Below are 23,588 nucleotides of genomic sequence, written 5' to 3'. Positions count from 1 at the left end.
CCTTCCAGACGGAATACGAAACTATCTATAAGTGCCCTTAATGCAGCGACACGAACATTCAATAATATCACAAGAAAGTCAGTCGGCTGTTGCGCTAAAAAGGCAAAAGCGTAAGGAGATTCCATTTTTATCATATTATCCCTTAAAATTAAAAAATCATACATTAGCGATTTTCTAGCCGATATAAAAACACAAAAGCTACGGCCCTCCACTATTTGATTCATAAAATCGGAGAAAAGATAAGGGATAATTAAAATGTAAAGGTAAATACGCTATTTTTGTGAAAAAGTTACATTATACAACTTTTGCATACGAGACTTTTTTCGCGCAGCAGCATTTTTTGTAATAATTCCTTTCCGAGCGGCGCTATCAAGCTGATGCGCAAGCTCCTTTAATAACGTCACAGCGGATTCAGCATTTTTTTCAATAACAGCAAGTGTATATTTTTTAGCGCATGTTCGTACCGCCGACTTCACCGATTTATTATGGATACGGCGTACTTCACTCTGTTTATGACGTTTTATAGCGGATGCATTATTTGCCATTTATAAACCTCCAATAAAATTGTTAGCAATCAATACAGGGTTGTAATATTAAACCATATCGATCTTTTTTGCAATAGCTGCCCGTAATTTCTTTTCTTCTTCCGCAGAGAGCCCGAGTGCAGCGGCATTGTCAAGGTCATGTAAAGCCAAGATAAGCTGATCCTCTTGAAAATAAGCCAAAGCACGCCTAAAATATACATGCGCCTGATATCCGTTTATTTCAAGAGACTTGTTAAACATTGTGATGGCCTCGGAATTTTTATTCATCATCATCAATACGATTCCGGCATAGTAGTAAGAGCGGAAATTTTTAGGATTTTCATTCAGACTGGCAGAAAAATCTTTATATGCATCTTCGTAGGCACCTTGTGCAAAAAAAGCCATACCGCGATGCTTATAGACAATCGAAGCTACCAGCGCATTCGGTTTTTGATTTAATATTTTAGTATACAGTGTTTCTGCCGTTTGAAAATCTCCATTGTTATGAGCCTTGATAGCATAAAAAATCATAGTATCAATTGTTTCCAAAGAGGAAGTATTCGATGAATTCATACCGGATTTTTCTTCAGCTCCCGAATGATCACCGAGTAAACCATCTGTAAATTCGTCGGCACGCAAATAAAACTGTTCACGCCGCCTATCAAGTTCCATATTCAAACTGGTCTGTGCATCTCTAATTTCTTGAAAGAGTATATCTGCGAGACTAAGACTTGCATTAATTGAGGCAAACTTTCGCTTAAGAGGAAAATCAAAAGGAGAAAATTCAAATTTATAAATCAGCTCATGCTCAACTTCAGCCCATGCATCTTGTAAAATTGTTCTAATTTGGACTTCAAAGATTAAATTTTCCGGCAGCAGTAATCCCACCTTAAAGCTTTCAGGGATGTCCGCTAAAATATGAGTAGACTCATAGCCGAATTCACAAAAAGTACGATCCGCTCCTTTTCGTTCCACCTCTCTGACAGTAAAATTTTTTATAAGGATATTTTCAACTTCACTGAGATTCTGTAAAAAAGGACATACAATTCGGATACCAATTAAATCGGTTACAAGAGGAAATCGAATTGCTGGATCGGTAGGGGGGAATTTTAATAATTTTTTGTAATAACTGTCAAAACTCTTTACACGTGTTTTATAAGTGAGCAGTGCAGATACTTTAACGGTTGCTCGCAAATGATCTTCAAGACGTTTTAATAATACGGTAAAATGTGCATGGAATTCGTTATATTGGCTTTTTAATTGGTTTTTATCGGGTATCCACACAGTATTAAATGCCATAACCAAATTCAGAACAAAAAAAATAGGCGGTACTTACTTATAGATAAACACCGCCTATTTTATCATTAACTTAAATCAGCTATTGATTCGTATTTCCAGCCGTCGCAGCAGCAGAACCTTCAGAAGGTGTGAACCCTGCTTCGGTTGCCATCTTCTCCTGCTCCAAGAAGCGAAGAACCTGTGTTTGGCCAAAACGAGACATCTCAAGCTGCATGCGTTCGTTGTTCATCTTTGTCTGGATGCCCCAGATATTTTCATCAGCAAAATCGCGTACAGTATTCAATACAGCTTTATCATAGATAAGCTTAACATCTTTGAAGTAACCTACAAACGTCCCACCTTCATGCGCGGCGTCACGAGTAACCAAGAAGCCTGCAAAGCTGCTATACGGAAGTGAGGTAGGATAAGCAGGATAGATGCGGGTTTCGCGACTGCGTACATCGGTCAAATAAGCAGGGTTATTCCACACAAGCTCTTTCCAGCCGTCAAACAGCAGATATCCCATGAAATAGCGTTTTACTTCATTCTTTTCATTGCGAATGAGTACATACAGCCCGTGAGGAAAGTTCATACCATAGGTATTAACCGCAATAGACTTAATGACACCGGTATTACGAACAACGCCGTATCCGTCTTCAAAGCGTCCCTTCCCAGAAGCTTTTTCTTCGTCAGTCGGCTCTTGAATATTTCCTTGTTCATCAACCTGTGAAAGCGGTTCATAGACGGGTATATCAAAAGTCGGTTCAATCGTCGCACTTGCATTATGTGCCCACAGAGGAAACTCAATGCGGACACCCATTAAGGTTTGACCTGCAAAGTTTTTTGCTTCATCACTGACTTTTGCTTCGGTAGCATGAGAAACTGCAACCGCAGTCGGATTGCGAGAAGATGAGTTCAAAACCACTTCCCACTGACCGATAGCCAAAGATGTTCTCATCAGAGCCTTCTGCTCATCGGTGTAGGTAGAACCTGCGACGGTAGCATAGTCCATAACCGTTTTGCGGTTCTGAGTCATAGCACCATTCTTATCCGCAAGGATATCTGCGTTCAATAACGCAAAGTCAACCAAAATTGCTTCTTCAGCAACCGCAAATGCACCGATAAAGAGAAGTGCAATTGCTACAAGTATGCTTGTTCTTTTCATTCAAAAGCTCCTTTTCCATTGTTAAGAATGCCCTGTTGAGAATAAGTATACGAAAGATACTTATTCTTGTCAACTCTTTTATTATCGGTTGAAATACGATAATTTTTTACATAGGCAGGCATACCATCAATATAAAAATAAACGGTATTGATACTTTTACAGTTTACCGCGATATTTTTTCGTAACAAACTATAAACGGTATAAAAGTCGGGAGTTTTAACGCTCGGCGTTAGAACTTGGGCAGGGAAATCGATATATAATGCATTATCACGCACAAAACAACTACGCGGGAGTAATTCGGGATCGGAAAAGCGTAAAAAGCGGTGATCGGCAGGACCAAGCAGCAGTTCATTCACCAACAACACGGCAAACTCCGATTCGGGATGCTGCGGCAAATACCTTTCTTCAATACCGATACCACCATCACTTTGGGGAAAATACAGAAGAGCACGCTCAAGTTTAGGGCTCGCCATATACGATAAAAACAATATTCCGGCGATTACACTGAGCAACGACCAGCATATCAGCCTCTGCTTTGTAAAAAAACTCATCTCATACCTTACCTATCAGGGCAATCGCATCAGATATTTTTTGAGAATCCCCGCAGAAAAATGAGGCCGTTCAACCAGAGTTGAACCTCTTCGCGGTTCAAATGGTTGCCCAACCTCATTTTTTTGCGATTCTTATCTATTTTGTCTGATGCGATTACCCTTATTTTAACAATAAACCGCACGAAATTTTCGAAAAAAATTTCGTGCAAAAGGAAGGTAACCGCGCTCAAATATTTCTCGTGCGGTTACCCAATTTTACCTATTGACCCTCGAAGCGAGAGATAAATGCAGTGAGGCCATTATATATTCCCTGTGCGCATTTTTGCAAGTAGGAAGGAGTATTCAACCGTTTCGCTTCTTCGGGGTTTGTTACAAAGCCCAGCTCGATGAGCACGCTCGGCATCTTTGCATTCCGTACCACAAACCATTCCTTTTCTTTTAAACCGCGGTTTTTACTCTCTTTACCGATCTGCGCTTCCAATCCGTCTGAAATATTTTTTGCGATTAAAATACTCTCGGTAGAGAATTCTTCTTCAAGCATTATATTTAAAATATGTGCAATCTCTCTTGATGCTGTATTTTTATCGATTAAATTGCGTCGATAGTCGGTAGGCAAATACCAGATCTCAAAACCGTAAGGTTTCTTATTAAACGGAGAAGCATTTGCGTGGATTGAAATATAGAGGATGGCTTCATTTTTCTTAAGTAATACTTTATTTGCCATCTCAACCCGTTCCTCTAAACTGGGATACGTGTCATCCGAACGAGTTAGAAGAATTTTTTTATCGGGATAAGTCTTGCGCAACATATCATAGAGGGAAAGTGAAACGCTTAATGCAATGTTTTTCTCATAAACGGGGATAGTTTTACCGTTTTCGACATAAGAGCCGGTCGTGCCGGGATCTTTTCCTCCGTGTCCGGGATCAATGAGGATCGCACCGACACGGAAAAATGAGCCGATGTCGAACTGTTTAAAAAAAGTCTCTAGCTGCGTAAAGAGAGCTGCAGGAAGCTGCGGCTGAGCATTTGTTCCCATCAGAGGAGCTTGAGCGATTATCGTTTCACGATAGTCAAAAAACACAAGCGGCGTACCGATCCGGCACTGTGCCGTATGGTTCCCGACTGTAAACGTTATCTCCTGCGAAAGTGGATCCCATGTGAGGTCGGCGCCAAGCCTATCCGCCGTCTCAAGCGCAGAGACGTTTTTTTCCGCAGAGAACGCAGGAACGACGCTCACGAGCAAAAGGAAAACAACAGCGATGAAAAACTTGGCATTATACCTTTTCGCAGTCATACCGATAGAGTAAACCTTGTAGTCCGCCCCGGATAAGAGCTTTCCAATAGCCATTCTTCCGTTGTATGTCTAGTGAAGATGAGCCACGGCTTTTCCTCGAAGATAAAGCACTCACTGCACTCCTTTCCGGCGAACCGGAAATGCCCAGTATGGAAGCCAATCCCGGCTCCTCCTCAAGCGCTTGATGCAGCAATTCCCTCAGCGACCTGCCCTGCAGATCGCAGGCGGTACCAAGTGCTGCCGCTAAAAAGCAAGGCAGTACAAAGCCTTCTTTTTCTTCGTAAACGGCATCCGCGAGTAACCGATCAAAAAAAGCGCTTGAGGCTGCTGAGGAACCTCCGCTGCGTTGCCCCTTACTATCTGCCGCAGGAGCCGTGGCAAGAACCTCGACAGCGACCTTTGCAGCGGTCTCGGCGCCGGCGAGCGGTTCCGTAAATTGCAAAAAATTCGGTGGAAAGATCTGCTGTTCCGCCGGGGAGTGCAGCTCCGCCAAGAAAGCATCGGTTTCCGCAACATGAGGTCTAAGCCGCAGTACGATTTTCCGGCAGGCAGCCTCGCTTGCCTGCACCGCTTCTCGGCGGCTCGGCGCAGCGCTTAGTACATTGCCGCATTTTTCGACATTGTTTTGTGGAAACACCACTGTATCGCCTGCACCGGCACGGGGAAACACATCTTTGACAAAGGGCGCTGCGCGTGCGGCTTCCAAGCCGCTGACGGATGCCACCTGCCCGGGAATGGAAATCCATGCCCGCTCCGCAGACACAAACGGACAGTTTTGCTTGAGCGGCACTACGAAAAAATCCTTTCCGCAGGTGTGAAGCCGGGGCGAGCCGCCGAGTGCAAGGGTCAAAGCTGCCGCCGTAATATCCAAACCGCAGCTGTACGGCACCGTCCAGCCGGACATGTAACCGCCGGAAAGGCGGGCGGCGATCTCTCCGACAAAGGCCTTGCCGTTCCGCACCAAAATATCGCCCTTCACCGCCCCGTCGGTTAAGCCGAGCGCATGAACACCGCGCTCAAACACTGATATAACCTCATCGGCAATGTCTTGCGTGCATTCCGACGGGATGGTATGCCCCATCTCGATAAAATACGGGGGGAAAAAGATATGCCGATCGGCAAGCGCGGTGATATACAGCCGCCCGCCGAAGATCAGCCCTTCAATCGAAAACTCACTTCCTTCTATGTATTCTTCGACGATGGCGCGCCCGCTCCGCGAATACTGCAATGCCGTAGCAGCCGCTTTCCGTAATTCCGAAAGATTTTTAACCAGCGAGCATCCGCGGGCGCCCATGTTGTCGACGGGCTTTACCACCAGCGGAAAACGCCCTGCAAGTTCGCCAAGCCGTCGTTCAAGTGTATCGGCTGTAGCTGCCCCTAGATCACTATACCGGACATTACCCCTTGCTTCTAAACGGTCAGCCGGAGCTGCAAGGTCGGCGGCGGTCAGCTCAATAAAAGCGGGAGACGGTACACCGGCTTTGCGAAAGCATTCCCGCATCCGTACCTTATCCGTCGCATTGAGCGCCGCTTCAAGCGTGTGCCCGCGCAAACCGCAGGCAGCCGCAATAGCGGCAACTGCGGCGGAGAAATCCGTCGCGGCGGTAAACACCGCATCAAGTCCGCCGTTTTGCTGCAAATACCGCGCATAGTCGATAAGGCGCGCGGTATCTTTTAAATCGATGCATACGAACTCGTCGGCTTCCGCAGCGCACACCGCGGACGGATTTCCATCGGCTGCAACCACGGTGCAGCCGAGCGCGCGGGCAGCGCGTATCGCAATACCTTGCATAAAGCCCGCACCGAGCATAAACACCCGTTTTTTAGTCATCAAACGCTCCTTGCTTTACCGCATAGATCTCCATACTGTCCCCCAACTTAAAGAGCTTGCTGACCAACATCAATATATTCCAGCGGAAGCCACCTTTCCTTATCTTGGCAGCATGGGGGAACCGCTCCGGATGATGCCCGATAGATACGATCTTTTTTACGGTAAATCCATATTGTTCCAGCTGTTTTTTCACCTGCCATCTATCCCAGATGGTATAGTGATCGGTTGGGCTTTGCGCAAAAAAGAGTCGACGATTCCACCGGCCGGTAACGCCCGACAGCGCAGGCGTGGAAAAAGCAAAAATTCCACCTCCAATCAAAAGATCAGAGACCTTCTGCAGCACCGAATTCAAATCTTGAAAATGCTCAATAACAAACCACATCGTTACCGCAGAAAAGCCGCCTGATTCCAGCGGAATACTGAGAGACTGATTATGCTGTTCGGTAAATGTTTTTTCAACCGTAAAGGGAAACCGTGCCGGAAGTACGGGAAACGGAGCCTGACAAGCGGGAAGCTGGAGCGTCTTACAAACATAGTGCACAGCCTCCGCCGAAATATCGGTACCGACGGGATTCCAACCGGACTCCTTCGCAGCCGCAAGGAAGGGGCCGTAAGCGCAGCCCACATCGAGAATCCGCTTTGTCCCATGGTGCAGTCCTTCAAAAAGCGACTCTTCCTTGCCTCCATTAAAGACCTTCGCATAGATCGCATTGATGATTGACATCCGCCGTAAACCTTGCCGTTTAATCGATTCAAAATCTTCAAGATAGGTCTTACCGTACTGAGCCTGATATTCTTCAAAAAAATACTGTTCGCTGTAGTCTTTTTTTTCTGCAGCGATAAATGACGGATAGTACATTCCGCAGACAGGACAGCGCGAAACGGTTTTATTTTCAGCTCTCCCTTCGGGAGGAAGCAAAGCCTGCTCGTCGCAGAGCGGACAGCGGTGAGCGGTTGCCGTAGAAAGCTTTAAGATAAAATCGGCAAGGCTTTTTTCTTTTGATTGCGGCGTAACGATGGACGGAATATCGATACCGGCCTTGAATAACGCTTTAAAACCCTGAGCGGATGGAATACCGGCAGGCATCGTTGAAAAGCCCGCATTAATGCCGAGTTGATAATGATATTCGGTCGGAGAGACAAGGATAACGGCACATCCCGCAGCGAGCGCTTCAAAGGCGGTAAAGCCGTAGTGCGTTACAATGATATCCCATTCGCAGAGCCTATCCCGCAGATTTTCCAAATAAGGATACACATAGAGATTCACCTTCTGCTGGGAATAGTTTTTTTCATTAGGCTCAACGACAGAAACCTCAGCGCCGAGCTCGGCAAACGTACGGGCAACCGGAAGTCCCATTTGAGCAGCATCTTCTCCGCCGCAGGCAACCAAAAGTTTTGCATTCTCAATCGGAAAAAAGTATTTTCCGTTCTTTTCATATTTTTTTAAAGCGCCGTCCCGCTTCCGCTTTTGAGGCAGCGCAATAAAACGCACTTCGGTAATATTCGAGCGAAGCGCTTCGCCCAATTCGGAGTGATCCGGAGTACGTGAAGAATGATCTATAGTATGTTCGGGGCGATCGACGGTACGGTTCGACGCGGAGTGCGAGGAACTTGAAACCTTTGATGAAGCCGCCGAAAGTTTCGATGCCGATACGTCAGATAACTCAATGGGATACGGCAATGTAGGAAGAATATCGATCAGATAGTCGGCGTATGCCCTCCCCTCCCCGCCTTCATCCAAGGCGACAACCGGCGCAATTTTTTTAAGCTGCCGCACCTCTTCGGCCTGTGTCCTAAAGTTATCGAGGATAAACACACATGCTTGCTCCGGAATTTCATTGACGGTTTCAATACTCCCCGCCTTCTTAATGATATCCTGTACAAATGAAGACGTAGATGAAGATCGAAGATACAGCACACAGCGCAGCTGAGGGGACAGCTCTTGTATCAAGCTACAGGCGCGGCGGAGATGTCCCGTCCCCTGCCCTTCCCGTACCGACGGAACAAAAACGGCAATTCTACCGGCATACCGGCAGGCCTTCATTACCGCGGACGAAGACGGAGGCATTGCAGTCTTTTCCCGTTGCAGATACTGCATCATCAATTCCGCACGGTTAAAATCCTCCTGTGTATCGACCGTTGTCCGCAGGTGCGGCGCATACCACTGCAGCGGAGCGGTTTCCTTTACACAGATAAAAGTATCGGTATACCGGTACAGCGCGGGACCGACATGTTCATGGTCATACGAGTCATTCGTAAGTTGCGCCGCAGTAAGAAGACTCTTTGCCTTTAAAATTTCGACACCGCTGCCGTGCGGGAGACCGGTGTAGGTAAAGTAATCCGGTTCTCCCAACTCGACAAACCGCTTAACGGAGGCCTCTGCCGCTTCGGTGAATAAAAAGGGATTATCGGCCGTCGCACGGATAATCGTCGTAATGGGGCGAAGCGAGGATTCAAACTGCTTAACAACCGAACAAAAACGGCCAAGCACATCGGTCTCCGAACCGCTGATCAGGGTATAATGGTATTGCTCAGCAATCGGTGCAAACTCGGCTTTCGACGCATGATCGCAGGCGAGAATGTACCGTTCCGCAGGAATCTCCCGCATTGCTGCAAGTGTATAGGCAAGAAGCGGCTTACCGCAAAGGTTCAAAAGTGCCTTACGCGGCAGTCGTGAAGAATTGAGGCGAGCCTGCACAACAACGGCAACGCCTGAATAAACGCTCATATAAAAGGCTCCCAATGCTCTATTAGCGCACGAGCGGTGGTGGTAAACCGATCCTTATTCAGTTCAACCCATCGCCGCGCTTCAGAAAAATGCTGCCATGCATGCAGCGGATTTAAACCGGAGTTACGCAAATATCTCCAAAATAATTTGAAGGGAATCACAGCAGATCCGCCCGTCAGCTCCGGCGCAAGATTTTTGAGATAAAACTGCCGATATGAAGCATCGGTAGAGATATTTTCAGGCGGCGTTTCTCCCTCATAATGAATCCTGAAAGAAGTAAAGATACGGATTGCTTCACCCCAGAGGTGGGCGCGAAAACCGAAATCAAGGTTTTGCCAATAAGGATTCTGAATAGTATAATCGAAACCGCCGAGCTGCATACACTTATTTCTACTATATATTCCCATAAAATCATAGGGATAGATCGTTGCCGTCTTATTTTTGATACACGAGAACTGTTCGGTCGAAAATCGATTTCCGCTTAGGCTGGGAACCATTTGATTAGGCACCGCCTCTCCGCGCACATTCGCCAGCACGGGCGCTGCACACAGTAAATGCGCTTCCTTAATCTTCTCCAATACTCGATCGGTAAAGCTCCCCGGCGGAATACGCGTATCGTTCCAGAGCACCATAATATACGGCGCAACCGTTTCGGCAAAACCGAGATTGATCATCTCCCCGACGGTGAGCTTTTCTTGAGGCAATAAAAAGCGTACTTGCGGAAATTTCGTTGTCAGACTTTCCATATCGCCTGCGTCGGGGCTTGATTCTATCGAAATAACGGATGTAAAGCCTTCCGCTAACAGCTGTTCAAAAAAGAAAGGACGATAATACTTTCTACCCCGGTTCAAGACGACAACACAGAAATCTTCCGGCTTATTTTGTCCTCGATACTGCATACCGCCGATAATAGTATGTGAAACTTTCCGTTCATTAAAAGTTGTAGGTATAGTATTCGTCACAGTGTTCACATACCCCCTTATAGCATGATTGTATCTGCTCGCAATAGTAACGCCGGCCGTTTTCCCAAATCGTTTCGAGCGGCATCATAAAAGCGTTCCCGAGTACAACCGAACGGTTAACATCTTCTTTACAGAGCGGAACGGTTCCGTCCGTACAAATAGACATATCCCGCTTGAGGTGCCAACAGGGATGCCGTTGTAACGGAGCAATATCTGCAGGGCGGCGGTCAGGGAGCGCTCCGCAGAGGTGATCGTATTTTTGAATAAGCGGCTTTGCTTCCCGTTTTTCCCACAACCGGTAAAAAGGCTCCAATTCCACTTCATTTTCATTCATACGCGTCATCTGTACCCACACTGCTTTGGGAAAAACGTTTGCCAACTGATCCGCAAATGTTACCGCCTGCTTTAAAGAGCGTTCAGCCTCCTCATCGAGAAGTTGATGAACTGCGCCGTATGTTTTCGATCCTGCCGCATCGATATCGACAATCCAGTAAATCGGCAAGTGTCCGCCGCTCCTCGGCGGCACATCCCTGCACACTTGAGCGAGTTGAGTAAAATAGTCAAGATTATATGCTGTCTTATCCGCAATGCCGCTCGTTTCTATCAATACCGAAAGGTTTTGGTGGTTCAGTATCAGCGCGACAAGTGTTGCAAAGCGAGGATGCAGGAGCGGCTCCCCATAGAGCGACAGAGAAATTACTGCACTTTCGGAAAAAGCGGCAATCTCATCGATGAGCCGAGCGGCGGCTTCAAAGTCCATACAGCAAGAATCATCAAAGTTTTTAGGAAACAGGTTCGGACGATAAATAGAATGTAAAGGATGATAGGCGACTATTTCCATACCGTAATAGGCAGGCAGCGGCCGCAGGAATTCTTGCCGCTCGGCAATGTACGCAGCATAATTTTCCGCTGTGATACCGGTAAAATGTCGACATAAGAGCCATGAAGCCTTGGTATCGGCGTAAAAAGCAAGACGCAGGTGCCGCACATCACCAGGCGCAATCATTGTCTCCAAGTCGTAGGAGTTTATGTCTTTTTTGACGGTATCAAACAGAAAAGAACGCCCAAGCGGCACCTCTGCCGCAAAAGGCAACGCTGCCAATATGGGCACAAGACTTGCCGCGACAATTTGCGGAAGAAGTCCTTCGGGATATCCATCCGCAAAGCTGTATTCCGCCTTATAAGTACAATGCTGAGCATAGAGCTGCGCCGCCCCCGCGCTGTCTAAAAACGGAGCGTCCGCCCACGCAATAAAAATATGGTCGGCTTCCGCTGCAAAAGGGGCAAGCGCCTTAAAAAAAGCGGCAGCGGTAGATTCCGCAACCGGAACGACCCGCACCGGCGGTATATTGAGTTCATTACAGTATTTTTGAATTGCAGCGCATTGCTCCGCTGCTGCGGTTATAATGGTACCCGCATAATCGGGGAAACGGCTCGCACGATCCAGCGCGGACGCGAAAGCTGCACAACCGCCTTGAGTAAGCGGCCTCATCGCATAATCGGAAATACCGTTTGCCGCCAGCACAACAAAAGATTTCATACTCTCCAATATCGGCATAAAGTCCCCTTCGGTAAACCGCAAGGCATCTCCAAAACTCCGTTTTTTAAAAGACACACGGGGGATTCAAGTTAGAAAGAGGTACGCGAAAGCGGCGAGCCGATCCAAACGCCCTCTGCGCCAAGATACTCTTTTTTTTGTCCTTCAATCAGAAACTGTACCGATTTTACGGTTGAAAATTCAGTAGCGGTGAATACCACCTGCAAAAGCTGCGCCAACGCCCCGTCGATACCATACTGATTAAACTGGAATTCTTCGCTCACATTGATAAAGGCGATGCCGTCCTTTACCCATGCGGAACGGAGCTTGGTATCGGGCGGAATAAGCGTCCGTACTCCTTGTTTTAACTCAGCTACAGTAGGAGCGGCAAAAAGAGCTTCGAGCGCATCGCTCATCGGTGCATCGGATTTAGGAAGTAATCGAGTCGCACTTTTCGGAACAAGCTTTCCGTCCGCATCTACCCGAACCCAGTATATGACAGCCTTTCTTACTGCCGCCGACCGGTTTTGAGCAGTTTCCGGCTTTGCCGATGGGCTTGATGGGGTTACAGTAGGTTTTTGAGCCGGCGAAGAAGCGGGTGTTGATTGTTGTGCTGTCGTAGCAGTGCTGCGCTGCGACGAAGAATGTTCATCAGCCGGTTTTTGTGTTACCGAACCCGGCGCAGCTGTTTGTCCGCTGTTTTGTTGCGAATTGCCCCTGCTATTATTTTCAGGCTGAGGCTTTTTTATTTGCTCATTGTTACGGACATGTGAGCTTTCATTCCTTTGCGGTGCAGCCGACTCCGACTGTTTATCGTCGCTTTGCTGTTGTGAGGGAGCTTCGTTTTTTGCTTCTTGCTCGGGTTCCTTACTACCGTCTCCTTTTACAGGAGCGTTATCGCCACCCTCTTCTTTAGATTGAAGCCCAGGGATCGCCTGTGAAGCGTCTTGCGTTTTTTCGGTTTTATCTTTTAAGAATATACTTTTCGCATTTGTTTTTTCTAAAACAAAAGAAATCGTGTCTTTATTCAAGAAAAAAAGCACGGCAATCAATAAAATAAATACAATCCAAAAAAGACAACCGAGCGATATTTTTCTTCTTTTACGTTTTGCCATGAGATATATCATACGATACTTTACAGGCAGTATGCAAGACCTCTCTTATTCTGTGATATTTATTTGCTTCGCCTGATGCGTTTACCCGTCTACTAGAAAAATACGCGAAATTTTAGACATATTTTTGCACAGCAAAAAAGCTTCGACAATTCTCCGATAAATGATTGAGCCATATCAATACTTAGCCGAAAATAAAAATATGAGAGTGCTTTTATATGATCAAGATATACAAAGAAATAAAAGTCTCCACCGGTATCTCGAAGATGCCAATATACAAGTTACGGCAGCCTATTGCTTAAAGGATTTTCTTTCAAAATTTGAAAAGCCATCGCTTAAAATTTTACTTATCGAACACAGCAGAATACAGCATTATAATATTGATATCGAAGCCCTACTTGAACAATTAGGCTTAACTTTTACCGTTATCGATTATACCGAAACGGAAACAACGTTCGATTTTTCCGTCCATTACCTATCATCATATTATTATTTTCCATTTACAACCGAAAAAGATAAGGAATTGATTAAAAAAGTAAAAAAGAGGCTTCGAAAGTATAAAAAGCAAAAAGAGAAATCTGCATCGCAAACAGAACATCAAGCTATCAATGCTTATTCTGCCAATGCGAGCAGCGTCAATCAAGTCATGGAACATTTTACGAAAAAACAAAGGCAACTAATTACAAGGTTATTAGAAAAGAAAGATGGAATAAACGTAGAAGAGATTATTGAATTATTAAATGCAAAAACAGTTAAGAATAGTCAGAACTATGCACAAACGCATATCTATCGACTTAGAAATAAGCTCAATCGCCTACTCGGAGATGAATACATTATTTCCTATAAAGATCACACTTATCAACTGCTTTGTATCCATAAATGATAACCATTGTAAGCAACCACTTTATACCACAGAAAACTGCAAAAACAATATCTTACCGTAGAAAGAGTTCAATCCACGGTAAGATCAAAAACTTTCATTATTTCGATAAAACGGCAGCGATGCGCTCAAGAACCTTTTTGCGATCGAGCGGTTTAACAATGTAGTTTTTTTGCTCCAAGCAGCAGAGATTTCTTTACCAACTCTTCTTTTCCGAGTGCGCTAATCATAACAACCTTTGCATTCTTATCAAAAGCCATTATCTGTTCAAGAGCTGTAATACCGTCCATTTTGGGCATCGTAATATCCATTGTGACAAGGTCAACATTCGGACACAACTCTTTATATTTTTCGACACCTTCAAAACCATCGACAGCAGTTGCAATAACTTCGTAACCTTCACTGGTTAAAATCTGGCCGATCTGTTTGGAAACGAAAATAGAATCATCCACCACCAGAACTTTATAAGCTGAACCATCAGCTCTTACACCGCCCGGGGCACGTTCGTTAATAGACGGAAAATCTTGTTTAGAAATCATAGCCTACTCCTCTTAAGCTCTGTCGCGAATAGCAACGTTTATTTCAACTTTACCTTGCGCCGTTTCCATCGGTACAATCAGTGCTTCAATATCACTGCTCGATATTGACATATTATCACCGGTGAAAAGAGCAGGCGGGGTTAAATCGAATTTAAACCCGAGATCATGCAGTTTTGTCACTGCTTGTGCGGTAATGAGATTCGCAAGTTCCGTGATCGTCGCACGCCCCAGTTCATCAAATTCGGTGAACTCTTCTTGATTCATCGCCGATGCGATCTTTAATGCTGTTTCCGGGGTCATATCAAAAATAACCCGCCCTTCAACATCACCGGCCAAACCTACAATTGCCGCAACGCCCATCACAGGCATACAAGTAGATTTCAAATACAAGTCACCGCGTTTAATTTCACCGCCAAGTACTTGCACTAAGATGTTATAGGCAGCTTCACTAAACGGATTGATATACTCTACACGCATCAAAATCTCCTTTCGAAAAAAATTAAACGAACAATAACATCCGTTACGGTACGAGGTCCGTTTTCAGTTTGATACAAACTGCGCATGGCGACCGTTTATTCAACGATTGCCAGCCCTCTGTTTATCAATAATCGAAAATCTATATTGATTTTCGATTATCCGCTACAACCTACTCTCGCGAGAAAGTAGTTATATCCCCCATCACTTGCCGCATCCATCCGCTCTGTTTTGGCATCATTTCATTTGCACCTAAAATAACAACGCCGGTTGTTTTCAGCTTATCCCTGAATTCTTCCAATAAGATGCTTTGTTTTTCCGCTTTAATAAACGATAACACGTCTCGAGCGAGGATAAGGTCGACATCCGGCACCGTATTTTGATGCAAACAATCATGGTATTCAAACAAAATCATATCTTTTATTTCTTGGTTGAAGCTATATGAATCATTCACTCCTTTAACCAAATACGGCTTAAATCTATTAATCACCTGCTCTTCAGGAACAGTCAACATCGGCGCATTGGAAATAGCCAAAAGATCGGCATCATTTGCATAAATTCTAATGGTAGCACGCGGATATTTCTGCTTTAACAGGACGGCAAGACTGTATGTCTCGTATCCCGAATCGCAACCGACGTTCCAAACGGTAATAATTTTAGCATCATTATCGGGCAAGGCAGCCAATACCGAATTCATATACGCATCAGACCAAAAGCGCCGCGTATTAGGCGAAAGGAAGTTACTCAAAAACTCCCGAGCTTGATCTTCAGATTGTATTTGGATGCTCGAGGCAACGCGCATATCCCGCCATTCGTAATATCGCTTTTCCAGCCATGCACTATTGACGGGAGAAGGATAAAATTGACCGAGAGCAGCAAGCGTATCACCAATAAAGCGGATATCAAGCGCATCATTTGACTGAGCAACATCTGCTACACCGATCTTTGAAGAATCATCGGCTGGCAGAGCCTCACTTTCGACAACTGCTGCTTTTGTTTCCGTTACGGTACGGGAAGCGAAAATACGATCGACATCCAATAAAATATACAATTGTCCGGAATTTTCTACAACACCATAAATATATTTAATATTTATATCACCAAAAATAGGATGCGGCGGTTGAATAGTATTTTTTGAAACGCCGACTACTTTATCGATTCGATCAACGACGATACCAAAAGTTTGATCATCAACGTTAATGATAACCATACTCTCAATAGTATCTTTTGCGCGCTGCTTAATCGGAATATTGAAAAAAATACGTAAGTCAATAATTGGAATAATATCACCGCGAAGGTTATATACTCCAAGTACAAAAGGCGCAGTATTCGGTACATATGTGAAATTATTTGCCTTTGCAATCTCTTTTACTTTCATAATATCGATCGCATAATCTTTCTCTGCAAGGGAAAAAGTTATCATCTTAAAATCGATAATTGAAAGAGGTTCACTTACATACTCGTCTTGCAGTTCCTCATTTATACTTGTATTCAACTCGGTTTTTTCCATAGTCATTTAATCCCCTTTTACCAGATAGAAGCCTCGCGACGTTCACGAGCATGCATTTCTTGTTTTAAGCCCAAATCAAGCAATTGCCCGACATCGATAATCAACGAAACTGACCCATCCCCCAAGATTGATGCACCGGCAATTCCCGGAGAATTGGTAAACTGATCTTTCAAAGGCTTAATAACGACATCTTCTTCACCAATGAGACTATCGACCATCAATCCGACTTTCTTTTCGGCGGTTCCGACAATAACGATATAGTGGTGACCGTCATCGCCTTTTTCTGCAGAAGGAACGCCGAACAACCTATTCAACCGCAACAAACTAATAACCTCATTGCGAACATTAAATACTTCATAGCTGTCGATACGGTTAATTTCTTCACTGCGCACTCGATGGCTCTCAATAACGGAAGTAATCGGGATGGAATAAACTTCTTCGCCGACCCGTATCAACAAACCTTGGATAATAGCGAGTGTCAGCGGGAGCTTTATTGTAAAGCGAGTTCCTCTATTTCTTTCCGAAACGACGGTAACAGTTCCGTTGAGTTTTTCGATATGCGTTTTAACAACATCCAGTCCGACGCCACGCCCTGAAACGCTTGAAATTGTCTTTGAGGTCGAAAAGCCCGGTGCAAAGATCAACTGATATGCTTCAACATCGGTGAGGTTCTTACCGGGATGCAAAAGACCTCGTTCAACAGCCTTTGCTTTTACAGCGTCAACATCGATACCCTTACCGTCATCGACAACTTCAATAACGATCATGTTACCTTCATTGCTCGCTCTAAGTAAAAGCGTCCCCTGCTCGGATTTACCCAATGCTTTCCGTTCTTCAGGAGTTTCAATACCATGATCCATAGAATTACGCACGCAGTGCATAATCGGATCGAGAAGGTCTTCGACAACCGACTTATCCAATTCAGTGTCTTCACCTTCAATTACCAATTGAATACTCTTATTTAATGTTTTTGAAAGATCCCGAACTACACGAGGGAAACGGCTGAAAATCTGACTAATAGGAACCATACGGATTTTCATAACGCCTTCCTGCAGTTCACCGGAAATACGGCCTAAATTCTGTGCGGAAGAACGAAATTTCGTAACTGAATACTTCATAGAGGTTTCGAACTGGCTAAAAAGCTCAAACATACCGGCATAATCTGCAGCCAGTTCTTTTTTAATTGTATTTAAATCTACCCCCTGCTGTATTTTTTCGAGGTAAGACGGAAACTTGTCCAAGAGCTTACGAATCCGGTCTTTATATTCACCGTTTGCATTTTGGAAGAGCGCATAAAGTTCATTAAACTCCATCGCACTTTGATTAAGTGAGGCTTTCGTAATAACCGTCTCGCTGACCAAATTAAGTAAATAGTCGATTCGTTTCGCATCAACGCGCAATACCGATCCCGATGAATGTGCAGCATTTGCAGCTGTAGCCGGAGATTTTTTCGGATGCTCCGCTTCTCCCGTTGCAACAGTAGCAGCTGCAGGCTCAGGCGTTTCATCCTTCGGTTTCGCATCAGCGGCAACAGACCGAGTTTCCGCAGCCGACGGATCGGAGGCAACATCAGCGTTTACACTTTTCGTTTTAGAAGCGCTACCCTCAGCACTGAAGGTTAACTCATCGATTTCTGCGTTAAGCGTTACATCGGGGATATTTGCGATCGACAACAAATCACTTTCACTTGCATCTGATGCAACATAATAAAGAACCTCGGGATGAAATTCATCTTCATAAAGGGCATCAAAATCAGGAATAGTTTTAAGCACCAATGCAGATTGCTTCAATGCAGCAAACACCTGAATACCACCGACAGTATTCATTAAACTTGATTCATCAAATTGCACGCGAATGGCATATACCTTGTTATCGGCTGGAACAGCCTCGCGTAACTCCAGTATTTCATACTCAGAAAGCAACGAGGCAGGATCTGCCGTATTTCCATTATTTGTTGGGGTAGTCTTTGCTTGAGGTTGCACAACCGGTTTGGAAGCTGCCTTCGACTGCGAAGCTTTTGCAGCATTTTTTTTATTTTCTTTGCCCTCAGGTATATTTGACCGCAATTTTGCTACCGTGGCTGATACATCCTGGTTGTATACTTCACCATTAGATCTTGCCGCAAGCATATCTTTGATTATATCCAAAGCATGCAGTAAAAGGTCAATAGTATCCTCTGTGACAGTAACCTTATTTGACCGAATAGCATCAAGTAAGTCTTCTACGGCATGAGTGAAACCGGATAATTCACTCATCTCAACAGTTGCAGAACCGCCTTTCAAAGTATGAGCCGCACGGAAAATCTCATCAATAGCTTCTTTATTGGTAGGATCCTGCTCAATAACAAGGATGTTACTTTCCAACTGCTCTACTTGCTGTTCTGCTTCACTAAAAAAGTCTTTCAACAACTCTTCATTATTGATATCCAGATAATCACTCATAACAATAATTCTAATTGCTTTTCAAGATTAGTCAAGGTCTCATATACGAATTTTATTCTAATTTAAGACTGAGGAAAGTTTACAAAAGCATATCGATTACCGGATCGTAATCGATATGCTTTTATTGTACTATTTTTTACTTTAGAAACTTACAGTATTTCTCGCGATATTCTTTGACTTCTGCAATAATTGCGGGAACATCAAGAACCATTTCCATCATACTGATTTGTTCTTCATAGATCTTAGGATCTATTTGATTTTTAATTTCCGGTTCAACCACATGATAACACAAAAGTCCCAACGAGACTCCTGCCAACGGACCTGCAAAAGTAGGATCACCGTTTGTAACGGTTTCACAGGCAAGGCCTGACGATTCTGCTTCGGCACCGCCGAGAAGCACTACCGTGTTCTCGCAACCGTACTTTTCAGCTAAATCTTTAACCCGCTTTTGGTTTTCCAAGTCCATTGCGCCTGCGCTTGTTCAGACGAAGCATTCGGTTGCCGCATAAACAACTTCAGCGCCCGCCGACTCAGCACAAAGCTTTATGGCTTCCCCGGGAATGCCATCGCGATCACCAATAATGATGACCTTTTTGCCTTTTAATTCCATAGCATATCCTCCAAGGAAATTATAGAAATTTCTAAAAATCCGCTTTGATTTTTAGAAACACCCTATATCAGGAGATATTTCCCCGATATTTCATTATTAATAAGTCTAAATTCTTACAGATACTTTTGAAGCGTATCTTCAATCTGTTTGGCGTTTAGACCTTCGCCGGTCAGATGTTCTTTCTTTTCGCCGTCAACATAGATAAGAATTGAAGGCAGACCGAGCACCTGCTCTTTCATTGCAACTCTGCGTCCGAGGCCGATATCGAATGAGCAGAATTTCACCTTCCCGGTATAGCGCTCTGCCATTGCATGAACGTCAGGCATCAACTGCTTACACGGCACACACGACTGAGACCAAAAATCAACCAATGTAACACCTTTTGATCCGTGCACTTCTTGCTCAAATGAATCTTTCGTCAATTCAACCATTTTAGTCCTCCTATACGCCGCCGCTCAGTTTAACGTTGACAAGCGGGGTTCTTACATTATTTTGAAAGCTTTTGACGCGCTTTTATATCGTCGATATAGTTGCCTGCCCAAATGCCTGCCAATGCTCCGTCAGCCGCTGCAGTAACTACTTGACGGGATTCCTTTCGGATAACATCGCCGGCGGCATAAATACCCGGCACATTGGTTTCCATTCGCCCGTTGGTAATAATATATCCCGCCTCATCAAGTTTCACCATATCCTTTACCAGTTCAGTCTCGGGATCATGCCCGATAAATATGAATAAACCTTCGGTTTTAAAATCGGAAATTTCTCCGGTTTTCGTATCCCGAAGTTTTAAGTGAGACACAAGTCCGTCGCCGCATACTTCATCTACAACAGCATTCCACTTAAAAGCCATCTTAGGATTGGCAAATGCTTTTTCCTGAATAGACTTAGCTGCCCGCAATTCATCACGGCGATGGATAATGGTTACCTTATCGGCAAACTTTGTCAAATACATTGCTTCTTCAACAGCCGCATCTCCGCCGCCGACAACGGCAATTTCACATTCTTCAAAGAATGCACCGTCGCACGTAGCGCAGTAGGAAACACCCTTTCCACTGAATTCCTTTTCACCTTTACACCCAAGGGTGCGAGCACCGGCGCCGGTTGCAATCAAAACGGCAAGCCCTTCATAGTCGGTACCATTGGTTCCATGCACGATATAATGGAGAGAGTCATTGCTCTTTTCAAGCTTTTCAGCACCCGTATTTACAAATACAACACCGAACTTCTCGGCATGCTTATGGAAAGCTTCACTGAGAGACGGCCCTGTTGCCTCCGGAAAGCCGGGATAGTTTTCAATTTCCTCGGTAATATAACACTGGCCGCCCGTATTCCGTTTTTGTTCCAAAACAACGGTCTTTAATTTTGAACGCGCAGCATAAATTCCGGCTGCCATCCCTGCAGGACCGCCGCCGACAATTATCAAATCATATTTTTCGCTCATTGGTTCCCCCATGATTGCAGCAATTTATCACAAAAAATATCTTTTGGCTAGGTGCAATCAGGATAATCGCAGGAAACGCAGTAGGTAATTGTTTTACACCGATAGCTCTTGCGCGCTTTCAGGTGTGAGGCCTCTTTTATACGTGATATGCCCGTTTTCTTTGACAATCCATGTCTTTACGGTATCTTTTGCCCAAAGCTTAAAATCTTTTCTAAAGATACCGTCTATGTCCGTTTCATCTTTGGGGGAAAACGATAATGTGCTATAGTAATGCTCTACCGTTTCTTGCCACGTTTCTTTATCCACTTTTCGCGTGTCATTTATTGATTCATAAAATTCGGTCAGCGCCTTTTTATTCAGTCCGTCATAAATCAGTTTATAGTACACAGGATTGAGTAAAAAGCAAATTTTGCTTCTATAACTGTAAGCTTTATAATGTTTTTTATCATTGTATGTGTTCCATGTATATTCATGCGCTAGTATTGCATTCCTGCTCTCCCAAAGATCTTCACGGAACTTGTATTTATCTTTTGTTTGGACGGTGCGGCTGACGTGCCAATCTTTTCCAATCTGTTCTACGCACTTCTTAAACGCCCCTTTGTCGTTCTTTGCGATTGCATTTAAAAGCTCTGCGCGGAACACATGCTTTACTGCAACATTTGCCTCTTCTTCCAAACAAATCATTTTGTTACTCATAAAAACACCTCTTTAATATTGTTCTCGCTTACAACGGCATATTAGCAGTACCGTTGTTGCGGTTATAGACGATCGCAGGGCAACCGCGTATCCCTATTTGTTACGGTTTCCCTGCGATGTTTTTAGTTATATGTACAGCGGATTATTCATCCTTTGCAAACCATTCCGCCTTTGCTTTCATCTTACCTGCATTATCTTTATAGTCATCCAACGAATCCGCCGGAACTTTAATACTGCCTGCGCTTAAGCTGCGGCAGCCGTCAAACGCATAATCAAATTTACCATCGAGGTACCCGCATTTGAGCGTAACGGATGTCAGGCTTGTACAATCTTCAAAGCAGCAGAACATATCTGTAACACCATCAGGGATGTTCGTCACTTGTACAAGCTTTGTACAGCCTCCAAAGCAGTATCTCATATTCGTAACACTATTAGGGATGTTCGGTACTTGCTCAAGCTTTGTACAACCTTTAAAGCAGCTGTGCATATTCGTAACACTATCAGGGATGTTCGGTACGGACGTCAGGCTTGTACAGCCGTTAAAGCACCATTCCATATCCGTAACACCATCAGGGATGTTCGGTACTTGCTCAAGCTTTGTACAACCGCTAAAGCAGTAGTCCATATCCGTAACACCATCAGGGATATTCGGTACGTACTCAAGCTTTGTACAGCCGTCAAAGCAGAAGCTCATATTCGTAACACTATCAGGGATATTCGGCACTCGCTCAAGCTTTGTACAACCGCTAAAGCAGCTGTACATATCCGTAACACTATTTGGAATATCGGATACTTGAACAAGACTTGTACAACCGTTAAAGCAGCTTCTCATATCCGTAACGTATGGCATTGTGCCGAATTTGAGCGCTACCTTTTTCCGTTTGTTGCTTCTCAGTATTTGACCGAGCGGGCTTGCACTATTGTAGTCTCCTTTTACGTGTATTGCCATAAGATCGGTTATCTCGATGTAATAGATGCCGCCTGATTCAGGCTGTGCGGTGGTAAGATGGTTAGGCAAGTCAGCGTATGCGACCGGCGTATATACTATAGGCTTAAACGTTACATTGACCGTTGTGTCTGCTATAACCTTCACCTTTGCGGTTGTATTTCCCTGCTGTCCGCCGGCCTGTATTGTACCGCCGGTAATTGTCCATGTATCAACTCGATATCCGGGATTTGCAGTCGCGGTAAAGGTAATTTCGGTGCCGTAATCAATCCCTTTGGCAGGAATTGACATATTCGCAGTGATATCCCCGTGTTCTCCGTGCGTCATGGTTACAGGGTATTTTATCGCCTTAAACGTTACATTGACCGTTGTGTTTGCTGTAACCTTCACCTTTGCGGTTGCATCTCCCTGCTGTCCGCCGGCCTGTATTGCACCGCCGGTAATTGCCCATGTATCAACTCGATATCCGGGATTTGCAGTCGCGGTAAAGGTAATTTCGGCGTCTTTTGCTACCTTGCCTCCGGCAGGAATAACGGGATTTGCCGTTATAGAGCCGTTTGCACCTGCACTCATCGTTACCGTGCAGCCGTCTGTAACCGGCGGTGTCGGCGGTTGTACTGCTGTACTCTTAAACGTTACATTGACCGTTGTGTTTGCTGTAACCTTTACCTTTGCGGTTGTATTTCCCTGCTGTCCGCCGGCCTGTATTGTACCGCCGGTAATTGTCCACGTATCAACTCGATATCCGGGATTTGCAGTCGCGGTAAAGGTAATTTCGGCGTCTTTTGCTACCTTGCCTCCGGCAGGAATAACGGGATTTGCCGTTATAGAGCCGTTTGCACCTGCACTCATCGTTATCGTGCAGCCGTCTGTAACCGGCGGTTGTACTTCGCCTCCGTTGCTTACATTCGGCTTACAGCCCAGTACCAAAGCAGCAACCATCAGCGCTGCCGCTGCCAAATTCAAAAATGTAGTATTCTTTTTATGTATGGTTTTCATACGTTTCTCCTTTAAGTTTCTAAAATTCATAATTAGGAAGAAAGAAAATCAGAATGATGCATTCATAATT

19 protein-coding genes and 1 pseudogene are annotated in these 23,588 nt (G+C 44.8%); 1 reads left to right on the top strand and 19 read right to left on the bottom strand.

Annotation, left to right across the window (positions count from 1 at the left end; genetic code table 11):
* Window positions 1-272: 272 nt before the first annotated feature.
* The 10 genes from rpsT to ABH09_RS05440 form a co-directional block, all read right to left on the bottom strand.
* The gene (gene rpsT / locus ABH09_RS05485; RefSeq protein ID WP_253715517.1) at window positions 273-545 is read right to left on the bottom strand and encodes a 30S ribosomal protein S20; all 273 of its coding nucleotides are present in this window, start codon (window positions 543-545) and stop codon (window positions 273-275) included.
* A 48-nt stretch (window positions 546-593) separates the two neighbouring features.
* The gene (locus ABH09_RS05480; protein ID WP_162663363.1) at window positions 594-1,823 is read right to left on the bottom strand and encodes a RelA/SpoT domain-containing protein; all 1,230 of its coding nucleotides are present in this window, start codon (window positions 1,821-1,823) and stop codon (window positions 594-596) included.
* Window positions 1,824-1,902: 79 nt separating this feature from the next.
* Window positions 1,903-2,967 (bottom strand): flagellar filament outer layer protein FlaA, encoded by a 1,065-nt coding sequence (locus ABH09_RS05475; RefSeq protein ID WP_162663362.1) that lies wholly within the window; start codon window positions 2,965-2,967, stop codon window positions 1,903-1,905.
* Complete coding sequence (locus tag ABH09_RS05470; RefSeq protein ID WP_162663361.1) at window positions 2,964-3,518, bottom strand: GerMN domain-containing protein; 555 nt, start codon at window positions 3,516-3,518, stop codon at window positions 2,964-2,966. The genes ABH09_RS05475 and ABH09_RS05470 overlap by 4 nt, the downstream gene beginning before the upstream one ends.
* A 259-nt stretch (window positions 3,519-3,777) precedes the next feature.
* Complete coding sequence (locus ABH09_RS05465; protein ID WP_253715515.1) at window positions 3,778-4,812, bottom strand: N-acetylmuramoyl-L-alanine amidase; 1,035 nt, start codon at window positions 4,810-4,812, stop codon at window positions 3,778-3,780.
* Window positions 4,793-6,643, bottom strand: coding sequence for an ATP-grasp domain-containing protein (locus ABH09_RS05460; protein WP_253715514.1), 1,851 nt, complete (start codon window positions 6,641-6,643; stop codon window positions 4,793-4,795). The genes ABH09_RS05465 and ABH09_RS05460 overlap by 20 nt, the downstream gene beginning before the upstream one ends.
* On the bottom strand, window positions 6,636-9,371 hold the full coding sequence (locus ABH09_RS05455) for a cytidylyltransferase domain-containing protein (protein ID WP_253715512.1): 2,736 nt from the start codon (window positions 9,369-9,371) through the stop codon (window positions 6,636-6,638). The genes ABH09_RS05460 and ABH09_RS05455 overlap by 8 nt, the downstream gene beginning before the upstream one ends.
* A complete protein-coding gene (locus ABH09_RS05450) occupies window positions 9,368-10,333 on the bottom strand; it encodes a glycosyltransferase family protein (RefSeq protein WP_253715511.1) in 966 nt (321 codons plus the stop codon). The genes ABH09_RS05455 and ABH09_RS05450 overlap by 4 nt, the downstream gene beginning before the upstream one ends.
* Complete coding sequence (locus ABH09_RS05445) at window positions 10,305-11,873, bottom strand: spiro-SPASM protein (RefSeq protein ID WP_253715510.1); 1,569 nt, start codon at window positions 11,871-11,873, stop codon at window positions 10,305-10,307. The genes ABH09_RS05450 and ABH09_RS05445 overlap by 29 nt, the downstream gene beginning before the upstream one ends.
* Before the next feature lie 89 nt (window positions 11,874-11,962).
* A complete protein-coding gene (locus ABH09_RS05440; protein WP_253715509.1) occupies window positions 11,963-12,985 on the bottom strand; it encodes a GerMN domain-containing protein in 1,023 nt (340 codons plus the stop codon).
* 160 nt (window positions 12,986-13,145) lie between these two features.
* Here ABH09_RS05440 and ABH09_RS05435 point away from each other — a divergent pair, with 160 nt between their 5' ends.
* A complete protein-coding gene (locus ABH09_RS05435; protein WP_230978090.1) occupies window positions 13,146-13,865 on the top strand; it encodes a helix-turn-helix domain-containing protein in 720 nt (239 codons plus the stop codon).
* Window positions 13,866-13,962: 97 nt separating this feature from the next.
* Here the strand turns inward: ABH09_RS05435 and ABH09_RS05430 are convergent.
* From ABH09_RS05430 to ABH09_RS05390, 9 genes and pseudogenes are all read right to left on the bottom strand, one after another.
* Window positions 13,963-14,401 (bottom strand): annotated as a pseudogene (locus ABH09_RS05430) (response regulator).
* A 12-nt stretch (window positions 14,402-14,413) separates the two neighbouring features.
* Window positions 14,414-14,878, bottom strand: a complete 465-nt coding sequence (locus ABH09_RS05425) for a chemotaxis protein CheX (RefSeq protein ID WP_162663355.1) — start codon at window positions 14,876-14,878, stop codon at window positions 14,414-14,416.
* 169 nt (window positions 14,879-15,047) lie between these two features.
* Window positions 15,048-16,385, bottom strand: a complete 1,338-nt coding sequence (locus ABH09_RS05420; RefSeq protein ID WP_253715742.1) for a CheR family methyltransferase — start codon at window positions 16,383-16,385, stop codon at window positions 15,048-15,050.
* Between the two features lie 17 nt (window positions 16,386-16,402).
* Window positions 16,403-18,826 (bottom strand): chemotaxis protein CheA, encoded by a 2,424-nt coding sequence (locus ABH09_RS05415; protein ID WP_162663354.1) that lies wholly within the window; start codon window positions 18,824-18,826, stop codon window positions 16,403-16,405.
* Between the two features lie 136 nt (window positions 18,827-18,962).
* Window positions 18,963-19,436, bottom strand: a complete 474-nt coding sequence (gene grdA, locus ABH09_RS05410) for a glycine/sarcosine/betaine reductase complex selenoprotein A (RefSeq protein ID WP_162663353.1) — start codon at window positions 19,434-19,436, stop codon at window positions 18,963-18,965.
* A gap of 113 nt (window positions 19,437-19,549) precedes the next feature.
* Window positions 19,550-19,867 carry a thioredoxin TrxA gene (locus ABH09_RS05405; RefSeq protein ID WP_016524044.1) on the bottom strand — a complete coding sequence of 106 codons (318 nt, stop codon included), beginning with the start codon at window positions 19,865-19,867 and terminating at the stop codon, window positions 19,550-19,552.
* Between the two features lie 56 nt (window positions 19,868-19,923).
* Window positions 19,924-20,877, bottom strand: coding sequence for a thioredoxin-disulfide reductase (trxB, locus tag ABH09_RS05400; RefSeq protein ID WP_253674160.1), 954 nt, complete (start codon window positions 20,875-20,877; stop codon window positions 19,924-19,926).
* A 93-nt stretch (window positions 20,878-20,970) separates the two neighbouring features.
* On the bottom strand, window positions 20,971-21,573 hold the full coding sequence (locus ABH09_RS05395; RefSeq protein WP_253715508.1) for a hypothetical protein: 603 nt from the start codon (window positions 21,571-21,573) through the stop codon (window positions 20,971-20,973).
* Between the two features lie 142 nt (window positions 21,574-21,715).
* Window positions 21,716-23,518: a leucine-rich repeat protein gene (locus ABH09_RS05390; RefSeq protein WP_253715507.1), complete on the bottom strand. Its 1,803-nt coding sequence runs from the start codon at window positions 23,516-23,518 to the stop codon at window positions 21,716-21,718.
* Window positions 23,519-23,588: the final 70 nt, after the last annotated feature.

Origin of the sequence: Treponema sp. OMZ 803 (genome assembly GCF_024181165.1) — a bacterium.
Lineage (GTDB): Bacteria > Spirochaetota > Spirochaetia > Treponematales > Treponemataceae > Treponema.
The sequence above is the reverse complement of the archived record's forward strand: the minus strand, read 5'-3'. Positions and strand labels throughout refer to the sequence as shown.

Excerpts from the sequence above, each read along its gene's own strand:
- ABH09_RS05470 (WP_162663361.1), bottom strand. The coding sequence starts at position 3,518 with ATGAGTTTTTTTACAAAGCAGAGGCTGATATGCTGGTCGTTGCTCAGT.
- ABH09_RS05420 (WP_253715742.1), bottom strand. The coding sequence starts at position 16,385 with ATGGAAAAAACCGAGTTGAATACAAGTATAAATGAGGAACTGCAAGAC.
- ABH09_RS05395 (WP_253715508.1), bottom strand. The coding sequence starts at position 21,573 with ATGAGTAACAAAATGATTTGTTTGGAAGAAGAGGCAAATGTTGCAGTA.
- trxB (WP_253674160.1), bottom strand. The coding sequence starts at position 20,877 with ATGAGCGAAAAATATGATTTGATAATTGTCGGCGGCGGTCCTGCAGGG.
- ABH09_RS05405 (WP_016524044.1), bottom strand. The coding sequence starts at position 19,867 with ATGGTTGAATTGACGAAAGATTCATTTGAGCAAGAAGTGCACGGATCA.
- ABH09_RS05460 (WP_253715514.1), bottom strand. The coding sequence starts at position 6,643 with ATGACTAAAAAACGGGTGTTTATGCTCGGTGCGGGCTTTATGCAAGGT.
- ABH09_RS05455 (WP_253715512.1), bottom strand. The coding sequence starts at position 9,371 with ATGAGCGTTTATTCAGGCGTTGCCGTTGTTGTGCAGGCTCGCCTCAAT.
- ABH09_RS05390 (WP_253715507.1), bottom strand. The coding sequence starts at position 23,518 with ATGAAAACCATACATAAAAAGAATACTACATTTTTGAATTTGGCAGCG.
- ABH09_RS05440 (WP_253715509.1), bottom strand. The coding sequence starts at position 12,985 with ATGGCAAAACGTAAAAGAAGAAAAATATCGCTCGGTTGTCTTTTTTGG.
- ABH09_RS05425 (WP_162663355.1), bottom strand. The coding sequence starts at position 14,878 with ATGCGTGTAGAGTATATCAATCCGTTTAGTGAAGCTGCCTATAACATC.
- ABH09_RS05475 (WP_162663362.1), bottom strand. The coding sequence starts at position 2,967 with ATGAAAAGAACAAGCATACTTGTAGCAATTGCACTTCTCTTTATCGGT.
- ABH09_RS05445 (WP_253715510.1), bottom strand. The coding sequence starts at position 11,873 with ATGAAATCTTTTGTTGTGCTGGCGGCAAACGGTATTTCCGATTATGCG.
- ABH09_RS05435 (WP_230978090.1), top strand. The coding sequence starts at position 13,146 with ATGATTGAGCCATATCAATACTTAGCCGAAAATAAAAATATGAGAGTG.
- ABH09_RS05480 (WP_162663363.1), bottom strand. The coding sequence starts at position 1,823 with ATGGCATTTAATACTGTGTGGATACCCGATAAAAACCAATTAAAAAGC.
- ABH09_RS05465 (WP_253715515.1), bottom strand. The coding sequence starts at position 4,812 with ATGACTGCGAAAAGGTATAATGCCAAGTTTTTCATCGCTGTTGTTTTC.
- rpsT (WP_253715517.1), bottom strand. The coding sequence starts at position 545 with ATGGCAAATAATGCATCCGCTATAAAACGTCATAAACAGAGTGAAGTA.
- ABH09_RS05415 (WP_162663354.1), bottom strand. The coding sequence starts at position 18,826 with ATGAGTGATTATCTGGATATCAATAATGAAGAGTTGTTGAAAGACTTT.